Source organism: Sulfurimonas sp. (genome assembly GCF_023228785.1).
Taxonomy (GTDB): domain Bacteria; phylum Campylobacterota; class Campylobacteria; order Campylobacterales; family Sulfurimonadaceae; genus Sulfurimonas.
Genome location: NZ_JALOAN010000006.1, coordinates 43,295 through 61,382 on the forward strand (window position 1 = coordinate 43,295; position 18,088 = coordinate 61,382).

Below are 18,088 nucleotides of genomic sequence, written 5' to 3' on the forward strand. Positions count from 1 at the left end.
ACTAACAAGAGAAAATATATGAGATTATTGATCCTTTTATTATCACTATTTTCTCTATCATTGGCAGGGCCAATTGTAAATATAGAATCAGATAGATTTAGCATTACAAATTTTGAACTGGGCTATTTTGTTGATAGCTCAGATGAAATAAAATTTGAAGATATAAAATCCATAAAATTTGAAAAAGGTCCAAACCAAGACTCTTTAGGTGTTAAAGTTAAAAGTGCTTGGATAAAGATAAAACTTTTCAATTCAACAAAGCAGAAACAAACTCTTTTTTTGCATCAAGATCTAGCATATAAATTTACAAGCCTAGAGTACTTTGAAGTAGATAGTAGTGATAAGCTCTTAAATACTCAAATAATCGTCCCATACGGTCCCTTAGCAAAAGAACAACTAAATGGTGCAGATGCTATTTTTACAATTTTACTTAATCCAAATGAGTATAAAACAATATATATACATCAAAAAACTCCAGCTTACCATATTTACAACTTTTTAATATATTCCCAGAAGGAATCTGTTAGATATCTAATATATGAAAAAGTAGATGCAGTGTTGATATCTGGACTTCTTGTGGCTTTAGCTCTGTATAACTTTCTAATCTTTCTATCCTCAAGATACAGGGAATATCTCTACTATTCTTTATATCTTTTATCTTCTACTTTGTGGATCTTTTATGTTTACGGATCTTTGGCACACTACTTTCAAATATATGGCGACTACCCTGCAAGATTTAACTTTGGGATCATGTTAGCGCCCGTATTTTTAGCACTCTTTATTCAAACTATTTTTAAAATAGAAGAAAAATATAAATTTGAACATAAATTACTTTTTAGCATCATAGGCGTCTCCTTAGCAAATTTTCTTTATGGATTGCTAGATTTCACAAGTGCTTTAGAGATCTTATCTCTCTCACTTAGTTATGCTCTTATTATTTTTATGTGGATTAGTATTAGCCTCTATTTAAAGGGCGACAAGCTTATAAAAATATTTTTAATTGCACACACTTTTTATTTGTCTTTTAGTGTTTATGCTCTTTTATACTATATTGGTTTTGTAAGTTCTAACTACATCTCTTCTCATGGAACAAGCATTGGTCTTATTATAGAAGCACTTCTACTCTCTTACTTAGTTGCCTATAAATTCAAACTAATGGAAGAAGAAAAAGAAGAACAAAAACTCAAGCAAATTGAGCTAAAACTCTTAGCATCAACAGATCCAATGACTAAACTATATAACAGAAGGTACTTTACAGAGATCTCTCAAGAGGTTTTATATATTTCTAAAAGAGAGTCAAAAGATCTCTCTATTCTTATGATTGATATTGATAGATTTAAAAGGGTAAATGATACTTTTGGACATCAGTTTGGTGATGAAGTTCTTATAAACTTATCTCGTCTTCTTCTTGATAGCCAAAGAAAAAGTGATATAGTTTGCAGATATGGAGGCGAAGAATTTGTTATACTCCTGCCAAATACAGCTCTACAAGATGCTACTAATTTAGCTGAAAAATTACGAAAAGCAGTAGAATCATTAACTCTTATCTCTCCAAAAAATGAAGACTTTAACTTTACAGTTAGTATAGGTGTAGCTCAAATAGATGTAGAAAATGAACAAAACATAGAATTAGCTCTAAAGAGAGCCGACGATGCTCTTTACGAGGCAAAAAATAGCGGTAGAAATAGAGTTAGTACTAAAGAGTAGCTAAATACTCTAAAATCTCTTTACTCGACCCTCTAAACTCTACCTGTTTAGCTCGTTTTTTTATCTGATAATCATACATAGGATCATAATACTCAACTAACAAAGTCTCTATCCACTCTTTATGTGCTTCTAGTGAACCGCTTTTATTCTGCTCATCAAAAGCATTTTCAAATATTTTACAAACTTCGTTATGTCTTTGGCTACCGAGTCTCCTCTCTATTCTATGCATTGCATGAAGCATCTCACTCTTATACTGTTCTAAGTCCTTAGCATAGACTCTTTGTGCTTCTACAACATACTCATCAAATGTTATCTCTATCCTCTTTTGTATGGGAGTTTCTAGTATGATAAGAGGAGCTTTTGAGATGTGAGTTGCAAGATTTTTTGGGATAGATAGGCTTCCCACTCGATTACCCTCATCTTCAAAAACTAGATTGTCAAAGCCCTTATCAAGTTTTTGAATAAGATTATATGCCAAAGAGTTTTCAAAATTTATCTGCGTTGGTTGTGGGGTGATTTGTTTGCCAAATGATGAACCTCTATGGTTTGCTAAGCCCTCAAGATCTATGGAGTTTTCTAAAGTTTTAAGTAGTATTGTTTTTCCAGATCCAGTATAACCACCGAGTATGATGGGCTTAAATCTTGTGCAAGACTCTTCTGTTTGCTCTAAAAGATAGTTTCTAAAGGCTTTATAACCACCTTTGAGTCTTGTTATATTACATCCTGCATCTTTGAGCCACTCTTGAGATATCTTAGATCTCTGACCACCTCTAAAGCAAAAGAGTTTTGCATCTGGGTGTTGCTCTATAAAATCCAACCACGCTTTAACACGCTCCTCTTTTAGAGATCCACTAACAAGTCTATGTCCAAGTTTTACCGCTTCACTATTGCCGTACTTTTTATAGCATATGCCTATCTCATGTCTCTCTTTATCATTAATAAGAGGGAGATTAACAGCATTAACAAATGAGCCTTTTTCAAACTCTACAGGGGCACGAACATCGATAAGGGGTGTGGAATTTAAAACAATAGATCTAAAATCATTACTTAGCATTTTTTACTTTCACAAAAGAGTTTGTTTTTGAACTAGCATTATATCTTTATTTTAAAAGCTAGAGTTAAACACTCTCTTATTTGCATCTCTTGTGATGTCTGAGAAGTTATCAAGATACTCTAAATAAGCTATGAGATACTTTCGACTTAGATCGTATTTCTCTTTTAAGTTTGCTAGATCTACATATCCATCTTTTTTTATTATGCTCTTCATCGCATCAACTATCATGCCGAGACTTCTATGATGTATAAAAATGTTGTGTTGCAGTCTTATGACCTGTTTTTTAGCACAAAGTCTCTTTAGAATATCATCGCCCATTTTTCTATCTAGATCTAGGTCGTCATAGATGTTATAAGGAGCTGTAGGAGCTAATGACTCTTTTTCAAGTCGCTCTAACACAATGTTTAAGAGTGAGCTAGTAAAGTCCTCTTTTATCTCGTTACTTCTATAAAGATTTGCATCTTTAATTAAAAAGCCCTCCTCTTCTAGCTCATCTAAAACAACTTCTATAAAGCCCTCGCTTGCCCATTTGAGGCGGAGTTTGATCGATGAGTTTGAGAGTAGTGCATATTGGTTTTTTGTGTAGATGTTTTTGATGTTTTTATAGATAAGATCTTTTGTGGAGAGTGGATATATTACAAGCTCTTTTTCATCTATGAAAGAGTTTTTTAGCTCTTTTGCGGCCTTTAATGCATCAGAGTGAGAGAGTGCAAATCTTTGTGCTGAGGAGATGAGTCCTAAGCCTTTTTTATGTACTTCGGTTAAAATCTCATAGGCTTTTGCTATATCTTTTTTATCTAACGCCTCAAGTAAAAGAAGCTTTTGCTGTTTTTTCATCGGATCATGTATGGGGTTTAGAACAACTCCACCTGCCACACTAACATTTCCATCACGGATGATAATCTTCTCGCCAAATATACTAAAAATTTCCTCATCACTCTTAATATTTGCATATCCACTTTGAAGTGAATCCTCTGAGTTAAAAAGTAAGATCTTAGCATCTAGTTTTTTTGAACCTATATAGATGGAATAATTTCTATTGTGATGAAGTGCCTTATCCGCTATTACACTAAAAGAGATATCTATGGATTTAAAACCTCTAAGATAACCCTTTTTACTAATAATAAAACCTCTTTGCACACTCTTAGCATCCAAACCACTAATGTTTATTGCAGCTCTGTTTGAGATCTTTGCAACTTCAACATCGCTCTCGTGCACTTGCAGGTTTTTAACCTTGATCTCTTTTTGAAGATCACATATAAAGAGCTTCTCATTAACCGCTATGGGCTTACCCAAAACACTCCCAGTTACAACAGTTCCAGCGCCCTTTAGACTAAAAGCTCTATCTACATAGTATCTAAAGAAGTTCTCCTCTTCTTTTGAGCTAGCTTCAAGTTTAAATAGATTATCTCTTAGATCTATTATAGAATCCTCATCAAAAACAGAGACGCCCATACTAAACTTTATATCAAACTCGTAACTCTTTACAAACTCTTCAATATCTTTTAATTTTGCTTCTAGTTCATCAACGCTCACAAGATCTTTCTTACTCAAGACCAAAACAGCATCCCTAACACCAAGAAGTTTTAAAATCTCAAGATGGTCTATAGTTTGTGGCTTTATCCCCTCAAATGCACTCACAACAATAAGCACACAGTCAAAACCAAAAGCTCCAGCTATCATGTTTTTTACAAGTCTCTCATGTCCTGGAACATCTATAAAAGCTATATTTTTCTCACCCTTTGTGATGTTTGAGAAGCTCAAATCTATGGTGATGCCTCTCTTTTTTTCCTCTTTTGTACTATCTCCATCAAAACCGTTTAGTGCTTTAATAAGCGAGGTTTTACCATGATCTATATGCCCGCAAGTTCCTATGATTAAGTTAGACATCTGCGATCTCATCTATAGCATCTGCTATATTTTGGAGTTGTGTTTTTTGTATGGTTCTAAAATCAAGCAAAAACTCATCATCTTCTATACGTCCGATGATTGACTTTTGGCGAAAAAGTTTTTGGAGTTTTTTAACTTTTATATTTTTTACTTCTACAACTAAAGCTACACTAGGGATGGTTTTGTTTGGCGTAGTTCCGCCGCCGATAAGGGTTTTTGTATCTACTATCTTTGTTTTTATGTTTTTTTTGAGCTTTTGTTGAACTTGCATGGCATCGTCTCTTAGCTCATCTAAAGAACAAAACAGCATCTTAATTGTAGGGATCTGCTCTTTTTTCTCTAACAAAATCGCTTTAAAACTCTCTTCAAGTAGTGCTAAAGTGAGTTTATCTACTCTTAACATTCTAAGAAGTTGGTTCTTTTTTAACATCTCTATATATTTTTTCTTACCAACTATGATCCCAGCCTGAACACTTCCTAAAAGCTTATCTCCAGAAAAACTAAGTAGTGATGGTTCTAGCTTCATGTAGTCTAAAACTGATGGCTCATCAAGCCCATAAGGCAGATCAAAAAGATGTCCGCTTCCCATATCGTAGTAGTCTATGAGATCTCTCTGTTTTGCTAGTTCTACAATTTCACTAAACTCTACTTCTGAGCTAAAACCCTCAATGCTATAGTTTGACTTATGAACTTTCATAAGCATAGAGGTTTTTTTGCCTATGGCATTTTCATAGTCACGAAAGTGAGTTTTGTTTGTCGTGCCAACTTCAACAAGCTTTGCACCGCTTTGTTTCATCACATCAGGAACTCTAAAACTACCACCAATCTCCACTAATTCCCCACGACTTACAACTACCTCTTTTTTCTTTGCAAAGGTGTTTAAGATAAGAAAAACTGCACTAGCATTGTTGTTTACTATAAGTACATCTTCGCACCCTAAAAGGGAGCAAACACTTTTAGAAATAAGAGAGTATCGCTCCCCTCGTTTGCCACTCTCTAAGTCAAACTCAAGATTGTTATAGTTTGTTACAAGATCTTTTACTCTATCAAATGCATCTGGATCTATGAGGCTTCTTCCTAAGTTTGTATGGACTATGATACCAGTCGCATTTATAAGCGTTTGAAGTGATGGCTGGGTGAGATCTTCATATCTTTGTAAAAGTTCTTTTACTAGATCTTCTTCATCAAAGGCTGTAACTTTTTCACTTAGTATATTTTCTCTTAACTCACTAAGTAACTCTTTAGTCAGACTCATAACTAAAGAGCTTCCTAGTGCTTTAAACTCTTTATGAGCTATAAACTTGTCAACCTTGGGAATTGATTTTAGTAAAAACATTTTTACCCTTTTATGTAGTTTTTATATTGTATGATGTAAACTTCACTTCTACTTTGGGGGGCATGTGATCCTGGTGGACACCACAGGCTTCAACCCTGATGGAGGTTTTGCTGACAAAACCTCGGGAGGTTCGATTCCTTCGCCTTCTCACCAAAGTTAGTAAACTTCAATAGCTCTATCGCCTCTTGGCTCAACACTTCCGATGATTCTCGCATATCCAAAACTAAACTCTTCTACTGTTTTTATATACTCTTTTGCATCTTTCTCATCCATGGAGACTAAAAGACCGCCAGATGTCTGAGCATCGCAAAGCATAAGACGAAGATGCTCTGCACTCTTAGAAAATGTTACTTTGTCTTCTAAGTAAGCCATATTTTTCTTAGTTCCACCTGGCACTACACCCTCTAAAGAAAGAGCTATCGCATCCGCCATTATGGGAACTTGTAATGCATCTATTTTTATAGTTACACCCTCGTTTGTAGATTCAAGTGCGTGACCTAAAAGCCCAAAACCTGTCACATCTGTACAAGCACTAACATCAAATTTGCGAAGCAACTTTGACGCTTTATAGTTTAACTCTTGCATCACTTTTATAGCTTCAAGCATAGTTGGCTCACTTAGCAGATCTCGCTTTATAGCAGTAGTTAAAATCCCCATACCGATAGGCTTTGTAAGAACTAAAACATGCCCTATTTTTGGGGTGTTGTTTCTGTAGATCTGTTTAGGATGAATCAGCCCTGTCACACTTAGTCCGTAGTACATCTCTAGCGACTCTATTGTATGACCGCCCATCAAAACTCCACCGCACTCTTTTATCTTCTCGTTTCCGCCTCTTAGTATCTCTACTAAGACCTCTTTGTTATGGTTTTTACTATCAAAACCTACTATATTTAGAGCCGTTTTAACATCAGCTCCCATTGCAAAGATGTCTGAGAGCGAGTTTGCTGCTGCAATTTTTCCATAGATAAATGGATCATCTACTACAGGCGTTATAAAGTCAAGAGTCTGCACAAGCGCTTCTTCATCATTTAACCTGTACACACAAGCATCTTCTGAGTTTTCAAAACCTACAAGAACATTTTCATCATCTGGAATGAGTGAGCAAACACTATGTTTTAGATCCCCCGGACCCATCTTTGCTGCTCAACCAGCTGCTTGAACGAACTTGGTCAATCTATGTTGATTGTTCATTTAGTAACCTTAAAATTATTTATGAAATGGGGAGTTCAAAGAGTGCGTAAAAAAAAAGAGTCTGCCATCTATGTACACCTATTCCATAGGTAAATGTCTAAGAAGTATTTTACATAGAGTTATGTTAAAGCAATATTAATATAGTAAAAAATATTTTACCTTTTTATAAAAAATAAAGATTTCTTTGACTACAATTTGCTTAGATTTGTGGAACAAATGGACATTTGATTTTTAGCGACTTGTATTAAAACTTCATTTTTGTCATCTTAAACCTAATTTTTGGAGAGAAAAATGAGTATTACTCATGAGTTAAAAAGGATGTTAACTTCCTTTTGGAGGCCCACACCCGCTGTCATCGCCCTTGGCGTTTTATCTGTTTACTACTTTGGCATCACTGGAACTTACTGGGCCGTTACAGGCGAGTTTACAAGATGGGGCGGACATATTTTAGAAGCTTCTGGAGTCGATATTAGCGACTGGGGATATTTCAACATTATGGGCATGCAAGGAACTTCCTTAACTAGAGTCGATGGCGTTATGATCATTGGAATGTTTGGTGGAATTATTGCCGCTACTCTTTGGGGAAACAAGCTAAAGTTTAGACTTCCTGCAAGTCGCATTAGGATCTACCAAGCTCTTATAGGCGGCATAATCGCTGGTTTTGGAGCTAGACTAGGCATGGGTTGTAACCTTGCAAGTCTTTTTACGGGCATACCTCAGTTCTCAGCACACGCTTGGTTTTTTACTATAGCTATGATAGTTGGAGTTTACTTTGGAGTAAAATTTACTCAGTTAAAACTTTTTCGCTCAAAAGTTCAAATGCAGGCTATAAGTTGTGACACCCCACAAATCGTTCAAAAAGACAGAGCCAAAGGCTTTTTTACTTTTGGCACAATTGTTTTCTCACTCATAATGCTCTGGGCTTTATACCTCATCTTCGTTGTTGGGTCTACAAAGCTCGGTGTAGCTATGCTCTTTGGATCTGCATTTGGACTCATCATTGCAAAAGCACAGATCTGTTTTACCTCAGCGTTTAGAGATCTCTTCATTACTGGGCGAAGTCAGATGTCAAGAGCTATAGTTATCGCAATGGCAGTATCAACCATCGGGATCTTTAGCTACATTCTCATTGGAGTTCCACCTAAAATTATGTGGGCAGGACCAAACACTATTATAGGCGGAGCTTTGTTTGGCTTTGGCATCGTTGTAGCTGGGGGATGTGAGTGTGGTTGGATGTATAGAGCAGTAGAGGGTCAAACTCACTTTTGGATAGTAGGCATCGGAAATGTCATAGGTGCAACACTTCTAGCCTTTGTTTGGGATGACATAGCACCGCTTGTTGCTACTTCATGGCCAAAAATAAACCTGCTTGAGTCTTTTGGAGCTTATGGCGGACTCTTGTTCAACTACTTGTTACTATTTTTACTGTTTTTACTAATTTTAAAGATAGAAAAAAATTACTCAAAAAAACTAAATGGAGCAAATTATGCAAAATAATATACCAACACCAACTCACCGCTTAGACATGCAAACAGAACCATGTCCATACCCAGCTATAAAGACTATAGAAGCACTTAGAGAGTTAGGAGATGACGATATACTAGAAGTTATTAGTGACTGCCCACAGAGCATAAACAACATCCCCTTAGATGTTGAAAAACACGGCTATAAACTTCTTCACATAGATTCAAGCTCACCTAGTGTTAGGTACTTTGTAAAGAGATAAAAGGATAAAACCATAGATACAATAAACTTACAATATATTGATGTTTTTGATGAGCATAAGACAAAAGATCTCATCCTCTCAAGAGATCTACTAAAAAATGGTTTTAAAGAGGCCTCTCTTTTTTCTCTTTTAGTAGATGGAGAATCGATGCAGCCTGTTATAAACGACAAAGCTCTCATCGTAGCAGATCTATCTCAAAAAGAACTAATTGATGAGGCTATATATGTTTTGTATCATGGATCTAAAATGTGGGTTAAAAAGTACGATATAAAAAGTAAAAGTTTTGTCTCTATAAACCCCAAATATTCTCATCTAGTCTATGCTCAAGATGATGTTCATCTTGTAGGGAGAGTTTTACTTACCTTTACAAACCTTTAATTGTTCAGGAGGACAGTTTGTTTGTTTAAGATGATTCACATTCCGTCATTCCGTGCTTGACACGGAATCTAGTTTATAGATTACTCAGAGCATTAAATTATTAAATCAGCACTTCTTAAAATAACTAACACTCAAAGATGCTAGATTTATTTTCAACATATTTTCTCTCCCATGACACTCTTCTTTAACTGACTTTATAGGCTCTTTATTTAGCGAACCATATCCACCAAACTCTTGGCTATTTGAGCTAAAGATCTCTTCGTATGTGCCTTTATTTGGTACGCCTAAGTTGTAACCTATGTGCTCTTTATCTGAGAAGTTACATACAATTATAATAGGCTTTGTTTTTTTAGCTCCAAACCTTACAAACGATATAACATTAGCTTGGTAGTCATTCTCTTCTATCCACTCAAAACCATTTTTCTCAACATCGTTAAGATGAAGTGACTCTTCATTTATGTACAAACTATTTAACTCTTTTACAGTGTTTTGCATACCTTTATGCTCTTTATACTCTAAGAGATGCCAGTCTAAACTTTGCTCGTAGTTCCACTCCGCAAACTGTGCAAATTCTCCACCCATAAAGAGTAGTTTTTTCCCAGGATGAGACATCATTAAAGAATATAATGCTCTTAGGTTTGCAAACTTTTTATAGTTATCGCCAGGCATCTTGTTTATGAGAGATCCCTTCATATGAACAACTTCATCGTGGCTAAGCGGAAGTACATAGTTTTCATTGAACATATAGACAAAACTAAATGTTAGATCTTTGTGATGGTGCTCTCTATAAACTGGATCAAACTTCATGTATTTTAAAATATCATGCATCCAACCCATATTCCATTTGTAACCAAATCCAAGTCCGCCCTCACTTACTGCTCCACACACCTGTGAGTAGTTTGTTGACTCCTCTGCTATCATCATGATGTCGCTAAACTCACCATAAGCTCTAATATTTAACTGCTCTAAAAACTTAACTGCCCCGCGGTTAACATTACTACCATCTTCATTTGGTTCCCACTCTCCATCTTCCCTTGCATAGTTTAAATAGAGCATTGAAGCTACTGCATCTACTCGTATGCCATCTATATGGTATTTCTCAAGCCAAAACATTGCAGAGCTTATTAAAAAAGCACGAACTTCATCTCTATCATAGTTAAAGATAGCACTCTTCCACTGTGGATGGTAACCCTTTCTTGGATCTTTATGCTCATAAAGGCAAGTCCCATCAAAGTTCATAAGACCATGCCCATCTGTCACAAAGTGCGATGGAACCCAGTCTAGTATAACTCCGATCTCATATTCATGCATAATATCTACAAACTGCATAAACTCATGAGGCGTGCCAAATCTTGCAGTCGGTGCGAAGTAGCCAGTGACCTGATAACCCCAAGATCCCTTAAATGGAAACTCCGTTATTGGTAGAAGCTCAATATGTGTAAAGTTCATCTCTTTTAGATACTGGGCTAACTCTCTTGCGGACTCTAGATATGTTAAGTAGCGATTATCCTCTTCTACCTTTCTTCTCCAAGATCCCAAATGAACCTCATAGATAGATATAGGAGCTTTGTGGGAGTTATATTTTGCTCTCTTTTTCATCCATTTTTTATCTCCCCACTTATAGCCATCAAGCTCATAAACCTTTGAAGCTGAGGAGGGAGCTACCTCGCTACAAAAAGCGTATGGATCTGCCTTATCTTTATTCGCACTATCTGAGTCTGCATTTATATGGTATTTGTAAGTCATACCTTGCTCTACGCCTGTTATAAAACCCTCCCAGATCCCAGACTCATCATCTCTTATTTTTAAAGGATGAGCACTCTCGCTATAAGAGTTAAAGTCTCCCCTAACCGATACGCTTTGAGCATTTGGAGCCCAGACTGCAAAGTATGTACCACTAACTCCATCTCTTATATATAGATGAGATCCTAGATGATTGTAGAGTTTTGAGTGAGTACCCTCTTTAAAGAGATAAATATCTAGTTCACTAAAGAGAGTCACATCGTAAAAGATATCGTAGTTCATATCATCTTCCTAATATATTTTTATAGATATCTACATACTCTAAAGCTGCACTATCCCAACCAAAATACTCACCCATCGCTCTTTTTTGCATCTCTTTAAATGAGTCAGGAGAGTTATAGTAAACATCTAACGCCCACTTTATAGTGTGGTAAAGTGCATCATTTGAAGCCTCATAAAACTTAAATCCATTCCCACTCTCATGAAACTCATCAAAGTTGTCTATGGTGTCGTCCAAACCGCCTGTAGCTCTTACTATTGGTAAAGTCCCATATCTTAGACTATAGATCTGGTTAAGTCCACATGGCTCAAATAGTGAGGGCATTAAAAACATATCGCTTGCTGCTTCTATTTTGTGTGCTAGTGCATCTGAATAACCCACATGAACAGCAAAGTTTGGGCGATGGTATGAAGTTGTGCTAAAGAAATCTTCTGCCCACTTCTCGCCAGTTCCAAGGACTACGATTTGAACATCAAAATCTAGTATAGAGTTAAGGATGGAAGCTATCATCGCTATGCCTTTTTGCTCTACAAATCTTCCCACAAAGCCAATTAGAGCTACATCATCTCTAACCTCAAGTCCAAAGTGTTTTTGGATATCTCGCTTGCAAACAAGCTTTCCACTCATATCATCAGCGTCATACTTCTTAGCAATGTGTTTATCAACAGAAGGATTCCACTCATCATAGTCAACACCATTTAAGATCCCATAAACTTTATGAGCATGTGCTTGTATGTGATGCTCTAAGCCAAAACCAAACTCTTGTGTCTGGATCTCTTGTGCATACTTTTTAGAGACTGTTGTAACTGCATCTGCTCTTGATATTCCCGCTTTTAGAAAGTTTACTCCATCATGACTCTCTAGATCGTGTGAGTTAAAGTAGTTCCAACCAACTTCTAAAACATCTATGGCACCTTTAAAGAAATGTCCTTGATGCTGTAGGTTGTGAATGGTTAAAACTGATTTTGCATATGCGAAGTCATGGTAAAATCTAGTTCTCATAAGAAGCGGAATTGTAGCCGTGTGCCAATCGTTTGCATGGACTATATCTGGTGCAAAATTTAGCATATTTGAGAGTTGTAAAACTGCCTTAGAGAAGAAGATAAAACGGTTGTCATTATCTTTAAAGCCCTCGCCTGCTTCATCTTCGTAGAGCCTGCTTCTACCAAAATACTCCTCATAGTCTATAAAGTATATTGGTACCTTACTATTTGGAAGTGTTGTAGTATAAACCGCTGCCCAAAACTCGCCCATAACGCCCATTGGAACGCCTAGAGGAGCTTCAAGTTTTACTAGATCTGCTGTGTCTATTTGGTAGTATCTCGGCATTACAATTATGATGTTGTGACCTAGCTCTTTTATGGCTTTTGGAAGAGCACCGGCTACATCAGCCAGACCTCCAGTTTTAGCATATGGAACAACCTCTGATGCTGCAAATAATATGTTAAGCTTTTTTTTACTCATCTTAAGTCCTTTAGCATTAAAGCACCTATTATCGGTGCATTATTAAGTTTTGTCTTGATTATTTTTACACCTCTAAGTGCGACAGGCATAGCAAACTCTTCTATCTTACTAGCTATTATACTCTCAAGTTGTGGGTTTGACTCTATAATTCCACCACCTAAAACTACGACTTTTGGATTAAAAAGCGTTATGGCAGTTGAGACTGAATAAAGAAGTGCAAGTTCAAACTCTTTATAGATCTCACTAAACTCTGGAGTATCCTTTAGATCTTGTAAATTAAGTTTTGGATCTATCTTTTTATGTTTTTTCCATCTATCTAAGGCAGATCCAGAAGCAAAAAGTTCGATGCAGTTACTCTTACCACATCCACAGACAAAAGGCGCCTCTTTATATGCAATATGCCCTATCTCAGTAGCCACGCCACTAAAACCAGTTATAAGATTGCCTGAACTAACAACTCCAAGACCAAGCCCAGTTCCTATATATATAGCACAAACATCTTCTTCTTTTAAGTAAGTACTCTCTGCTATTACTGCACAGTTTAAGTCGTTTTCTATAAAGAGTGAGATCTCATATTTATCTTTAAAATACTCTTTTATTTCGTGTACATCTACTTTAATATTTGGAGCAGAGATTATCACTCCATCTTTTACTTGTCCAGCATAAGAGATGCATATAGTTTTTATATCACTATGATCTTTTATGATTGTCTCCATCCATGATGCAAGTCCAACAGTTGAACTCTTCTCATTTAACTTCTCTTGCAATCCATTTTTAGAATGGATCTCAGCTCGAAGATGTGTTCCACCTGCATCAACTACTAAAGTCATGATAATATCTTTTTATAGATCTCTATATATTTTAATGCACTACTAGTAAATGATAGATCTTTTTTCATAGCAGTCACTCTCATGGAGTTAAATAGTTCACTTCTCTTTCTAAGATCCATTGCCCTCTCAACTGCTAGAGTTAGATCTTTTTTTCTCTCGCCTTTAAATACAATCCCATCAACACCATCTATAACACTATCTTTTAGTCCACCTATTTCATGCACAATTGGTATAGCTCCATAAGTCATTGAAATCATTTGGCTCAAACCACATGGCTCAAACTTTGATGGCATTAGTAAAAAGTCTGCAGCTGCATAAATCCTGTGAGAGAGCGCTTCATCATAAATATTTGTAAACTCAAAATTTTCATATTTTTTAGAAAATTTCTCTAACTTAGCTACAAAGTCAGGACTTCCTTCTCCAACTACATATAGATTTATTTTTTTTGATAATATTTTTTTCAGTGACTTTATAAGTAGATCTATGCCCTTTTGTTCAACAAGACGAGTCACCATTACAAAAAGTGGAATTTTTGAATTTTTTAAAGAGGAGTTTTTAAAAAAAGCTTTTTTATTTTCTTCTTTTTTATCTAGACTTTTATAATCAAAATTTTTGTACAAACTAAGATCAGTTTTTGGATTAAAAAGATTCGTATCTATACCATTTAAAATTCCATACAATTTATTTTTATGATACTTTAAAAAACCCTCAAGTCCGCATCCAAACTCTTTTGTTAAAATCTCTTTTGCATAAGTTGGACTAACGGTAGTTACAGCATCACTATAGGCTATGCCCGCCTTTAAAAAGCTAATTTTTTCATAAAATTCTAATCCATCTATATTAAAATATTTTTTGCCAATTGAGAGTCTTTTTAGTGACTTCTTACTAAAAATCCCCTGATATGAAAGGTTATGGATAGTAAAAAGAGTTTTGATTTTTGATTTTTCTTCTTTTAGATAAAGCGAGCTAAGAGCCGTATGCCAATCATTTAGATGCAACACATCTACTGATAATCTCTTTGCTAAAACTACTATAGCCTTACAAAAAATCCCAAAACGCAGATCATTATTTACATAATCTCCAAACTCATCACCATAAAGGTTTTGTGTGTCACTAAGTAGTGGAGCTTCTACAAAATATGTAGCCGTATTATCTTTTTTGTAAAATTTAAGTTTATAAGAGACTCCGCCTAAACTAATCTCATCACTATATTCTAGTACCAATTCCTCTTTTTGCATAAATCCATACATTGGCATAAGAGTCGATATATCTACGAACTTTGATAATGATTTGGGAAGTGAAGCGGCAACATCTGCTAAACCACCACTTTTGGCATAAGGAAACATTTCACTTGAAGCAAAAAGTATTTTCATTGTATACTCTTTAACGACTCTTTTAACTTACTTTGAGTTTTTACTTGAGTCAATCTACTAAGCAAAATATTTATCATCTCAATCTCCTCGTAATAGTCGTGCACAATACTCTGGTTCAACACTATTTATATACATTCCAGTAGAGACTTCAAAACCACCTAACCTATAGATCCTAGGTGCTACTCTTAAGGTAAATCGATAATTTTTATCAATACTAAACATATATTTTTCAGCCTCAAAGTTTGGGTTTAGTGGCGCTAAGTCAAAGTATAAGTTGTAATCAAAAACTCCAAGCTGTTGATTTAATTTTTTAAATGTCATTTTTATTATATTTGCTAGATCTATAAGATCTTCTCTAGAACATCTGTTTAAACTAGATATGTTTTTAGTAGGAGCTATCATAACTTCAAATGGAAACTCACTTGCATATGGACAAAAAGAGACAAAGTTCCCAACAATATATAGAACTCTTTTCTTCACCTTGATCTCATTATGCACTACATCTTCTATCTTTCCTCGTCCATGACGCAAATAGTACTCTTCATTTCTACTTAAAAAAGCTAATTGCTTCTTAGGTATAACAGGAAGTGCCAATAATTGAGTATGAGGATGATCTTGTGTAGCTCCAGCATTTTGTCCAAAATTTTTGAAAATACTCAAATAAATCAGTCTTTTATCATTCTTAAGATCTTCCATCCTTATAATCATTGTGCGTAACCAATTTTCTATATCGTTAACACTCATATCACCAATATCACAATCATGACAAGGAGAGTCTATTAAGATCTCATGAGCACCCACTCCAGATCTATACTCAAATAGACCATCTCTTTGGGCTATATCTTCAAGTTCAACCTGCACAGCCTTATAAAGATTTGGTACTACTCTTGTTCTCCACATTCCTTTGTTTGGCTCGTTATACCTTAGAGCATAGACCTCATTAGGAGTCAAATGTTCATTTCCTTCGCAAAATGGACAATTTGGATTAATCTTTTTTCGCTTAGTGTAGCCTTCTAAATTTGGTCTATGCAACCTCTCTGGTGCGATAATTACATATTTGTTATTAATTGTATCTAATCTTATTTCAGACATTTTTTACCTCTAATGCGACATTTAAACTTAATTTTGATTCATACGAAGTTGAAAATATAAAAGATATTCCTTGCGCTACTTTATCAAAGCCACTCTCACTTTGAGATACTGTATTTAAAATATATCCATAGATATTACACTTCTTGTTTGTTGTTAACTTTAAGATCTGATTTGTAAAATCATCAACTATAATAAGTTCATCACAATCAACTTCACTAAAGCCATTTTCAATAGTTTTAGAATTGAAAGTAACTTTATGAGGATGTGCAAAATGAAAGTTAAACTCCATTGCATAAAAGAGTTTTTGCGAGTACTTGCTATCTACATCTAAGTTTAACTCTATTTTATTTTTATCAAACATATACTCTTTTGTTAATCTTGTTGGATATGACTCATCTAGGTACAATCCTCCATCTCTTATAAAGATGTTTTCTTTCTCATTCTTTACAAAAGCTTGATTTACAAAGTCACCAACTTCTCTAAATGTAAGATCTTTAAAACTTTCTAAGCAAAAACCTTCAAAACTAAAATGATCTATAAATGAGTACTTTGGATACCAATCATATATGAGTTCATCTTTTAAACTCTCATCTATAAGCACAGCATCACTATGTATAGTCTCTATCTCATCTTCACTACTTTGGTGGACTATCTCTACTTTTGGATTTAAGATTTTTTCATGGTAAGCCTCTTTCCTTCTCATAAGAGTGTTTTGCCAATTAAAAAAGGTCTCTAAAGATCCAAGTTCAATCATTTGAGCGCCATGTCTTGTTGAAAAAACAGCACTAAGGTTTTGAGTCAATACTTTAAGTTCATCATATCCATCTTTGTTTATATCCAAGAGTTCGTATGTTGTGTGTTTTTGAGCTCTTGTTTTTTCTATCTCAAGAAGATATTTATAAGCATTGTCTCTTAGATTTGGAAGATAAAGACCTCCAAAAACACCGTGCCAAAAAACATCATTTGTTTGTAGTTTATAGAGTAGATCTAGAGTACTTTTATCTAAATTTTCTTGATTTAGGCTAAGGTTTAACATTCTTTTATGGAGATAATTACTCTCACTATATTTTATAAAAAAATTCTTCCAAACACCGCCTTTTACAAAGGCAACTGCCATCTTATTAAAATACTCATCTCCAAGAGATTGTTTTAAGCTCTCTAGAGCTATCGTTTGCGCTGGTTTTAAACTCCACTCTCCCATCTCAAAATATGAAGTGTTATTTAAATAAGCTAAGCCTAAAGAGCGATTTTGCTTCATATAGTCACTAAAGTGTTGTGTTTGAATCTGTTTATGACCTATAACAGCTTTTAAAAACTTCTCAAGCCATTTTTTCTCATATACCCATTCATGTGTTTTTGGCCATAAACCAAATTTTTCTGCATCATCAAATATTATAGCTGCAGAGTTTTCGCTATCTGCACATTTGAGAATGGTATCAATAGCACGCTGGACACTAAAAAATGGCAAAGCATATCTAAGAGACTGAGCAATTGGAAATAAACCAATCTCCAAACCACTCTCTTCAGTTTTATAATATCCATTCATCTTATTTGCATCAAAGCCACTGCTTAAAAAATGATAATCATCTACCATAACAAATTCATTCCCACAAGAGGCTATATCTAGAACTATTGAAGACTCCCAAACACGTTCAGTAAGCCATAAACCTTTTGGCTTTACGCCGAGATGTTTTTTTATATATTTATTTAGTTTTTTGATCTGTGCCTTGCGATCATTTGATGGGATTGAACTAAGCACTGGCTCATAGTATCCTGCACCTATCCACTCAATAGATCCATTATCAGTTAATGTCTTCATATTTTGAAATATATCAGGACTGTTTTTTCTGATCCTATCAAGCAACCAACCACTACAATGTACACTAAACTTAAACTCTGGATAATTAACCATAGTCTCAAAAAAAGGTTTATAACAAAGTTCTATAGCCTCATCAACGGCATCCCCAAAATTATCAACTGGTTGATGCATATGCACACCAAACAACAACGATACTTTATGCATA

The 18,088-nt window shown here is 35.1% G+C and carries 14 protein-coding genes and 1 tRNA gene; 5 read left to right on the forward strand and 10 right to left on the reverse strand.

What is annotated here, in order from left to right; all coding sequences use genetic code 11:
• Positions 1-18: 18 nt before the first annotated feature.
• Complete coding sequence (locus tag M0Q24_RS02580; RefSeq protein ID WP_295046824.1) at positions 19-1,707, forward strand: GGDEF domain-containing protein; 1,689 nt, start codon at positions 19-21, stop codon at positions 1,705-1,707.
• Here the strand turns inward: M0Q24_RS02580 and mnmH are convergent.
• The 3 genes from mnmH to selA are packed head-to-tail and all read right to left on the reverse strand — an operon-like array spanning position 1,697 to position 5,987.
• Positions 1,697-2,761: a tRNA 2-selenouridine(34) synthase MnmH gene (gene mnmH, locus M0Q24_RS02585; protein ID WP_295046827.1), complete on the reverse strand. Its 1,065-nt coding sequence runs from the start codon at positions 2,759-2,761 to the stop codon at positions 1,697-1,699. The two genes, M0Q24_RS02580 and mnmH, sit on opposite strands and share 11 nt — an antisense overlap.
• A gap of 51 nt (positions 2,762-2,812) precedes the next feature.
• A complete protein-coding gene (gene selB / locus M0Q24_RS02590) occupies positions 2,813-4,651 on the reverse strand; it encodes a selenocysteine-specific translation elongation factor (RefSeq protein ID WP_295046830.1) in 1,839 nt (612 codons plus the stop codon).
• Positions 4,644-5,987 (reverse strand): L-seryl-tRNA(Sec) selenium transferase, encoded by a 1,344-nt coding sequence (gene selA / locus M0Q24_RS02595; RefSeq protein ID WP_295046833.1) that lies wholly within the window; start codon positions 5,985-5,987, stop codon positions 4,644-4,646. The genes selB and selA overlap by 8 nt, the downstream gene beginning before the upstream one ends.
• Positions 5,988-6,042: 55 nt before the next feature.
• Here selA and M0Q24_RS02600 point away from each other — a divergent pair.
• Positions 6,043-6,140 (forward strand) — tRNA-Sec (locus tag M0Q24_RS02600).
• Between the two features lie 3 nt (positions 6,141-6,143).
• Here the strand turns inward: M0Q24_RS02600 and selD are convergent.
• Positions 6,144-7,178, reverse strand: coding sequence for a selenide, water dikinase SelD (selD, locus tag M0Q24_RS02605; RefSeq protein WP_295046836.1), 1,035 nt, complete (start codon positions 7,176-7,178; stop codon positions 6,144-6,146).
• A 291-nt stretch (positions 7,179-7,469) separates the two neighbouring features.
• Between selD and yedE the strand changes: the two genes are divergently transcribed.
• The 3 genes from yedE to M0Q24_RS02620 are packed head-to-tail and all read left to right on the forward strand — an operon-like array spanning position 7,470 to position 9,282.
• Positions 7,470-8,675 (forward strand): selenium metabolism membrane protein YedE/FdhT, encoded by a 1,206-nt coding sequence (gene yedE, locus M0Q24_RS02610; protein ID WP_295046839.1) that lies wholly within the window; start codon positions 7,470-7,472, stop codon positions 8,673-8,675.
• On the forward strand, positions 8,665-8,904 hold the full coding sequence (gene yedF / locus M0Q24_RS02615) for a sulfurtransferase-like selenium metabolism protein YedF (RefSeq protein WP_295046842.1): 240 nt from the start codon (positions 8,665-8,667) through the stop codon (positions 8,902-8,904). The genes yedE and yedF overlap by 11 nt, the downstream gene beginning before the upstream one ends.
• Before the next feature lie 36 nt (positions 8,905-8,940).
• Positions 8,941-9,282 (forward strand): S24 family peptidase, encoded by a 342-nt coding sequence (locus M0Q24_RS02620; protein WP_295046877.1) that lies wholly within the window; start codon positions 8,941-8,943, stop codon positions 9,280-9,282.
• Between the two features lie 105 nt (positions 9,283-9,387).
• Here M0Q24_RS02620 and glgB read toward each other — a convergent pair whose 3' ends face one another.
• The 6 genes from glgB to M0Q24_RS02650 form a co-directional block, all read right to left on the reverse strand.
• Entirely contained in the window at positions 9,388-11,307 is a 1,920-nt protein-coding gene (gene glgB / locus M0Q24_RS02625) for a 1,4-alpha-glucan branching protein GlgB (RefSeq protein ID WP_295046845.1), read from the reverse strand.
• A gap of 1 nt (position 11,308) precedes the next feature.
• The gene (gene glgA, locus M0Q24_RS02630) at positions 11,309-12,769 is read right to left on the reverse strand and encodes a glycogen synthase GlgA (protein WP_295046846.1); all 1,461 of its coding nucleotides are present in this window, start codon (positions 12,767-12,769) and stop codon (positions 11,309-11,311) included.
• Positions 12,766-13,599: an ROK family protein gene (locus tag M0Q24_RS02635; RefSeq protein ID WP_295046848.1), complete on the reverse strand. Its 834-nt coding sequence runs from the start codon at positions 13,597-13,599 to the stop codon at positions 12,766-12,768. The genes glgA and M0Q24_RS02635 overlap by 4 nt, the downstream gene beginning before the upstream one ends.
• Positions 13,596-14,972, reverse strand: coding sequence for a glycogen synthase (locus M0Q24_RS02640; protein ID WP_295046850.1), 1,377 nt, complete (start codon positions 14,970-14,972; stop codon positions 13,596-13,598). Before M0Q24_RS02640 ends, M0Q24_RS02635 begins: the two co-directional genes overlap by 4 nt.
• Positions 14,973-15,050: 78 nt before the next feature.
• Positions 15,051-16,064 (reverse strand): galactose-1-phosphate uridylyltransferase, encoded by a 1,014-nt coding sequence (gene galT / locus M0Q24_RS02645; protein ID WP_295046852.1) that lies wholly within the window; start codon positions 16,062-16,064, stop codon positions 15,051-15,053.
• Positions 16,057-18,087 carry an alpha-amylase/4-alpha-glucanotransferase domain-containing protein gene (locus M0Q24_RS02650; protein ID WP_295046855.1) on the reverse strand — a complete coding sequence of 677 codons (2,031 nt, stop codon included), beginning with the start codon at positions 18,085-18,087 and terminating at the stop codon, positions 16,057-16,059. The genes galT and M0Q24_RS02650 overlap by 8 nt, the downstream gene beginning before the upstream one ends.
• Between the last annotated feature and the right edge of the window lies 1 nt (position 18,088).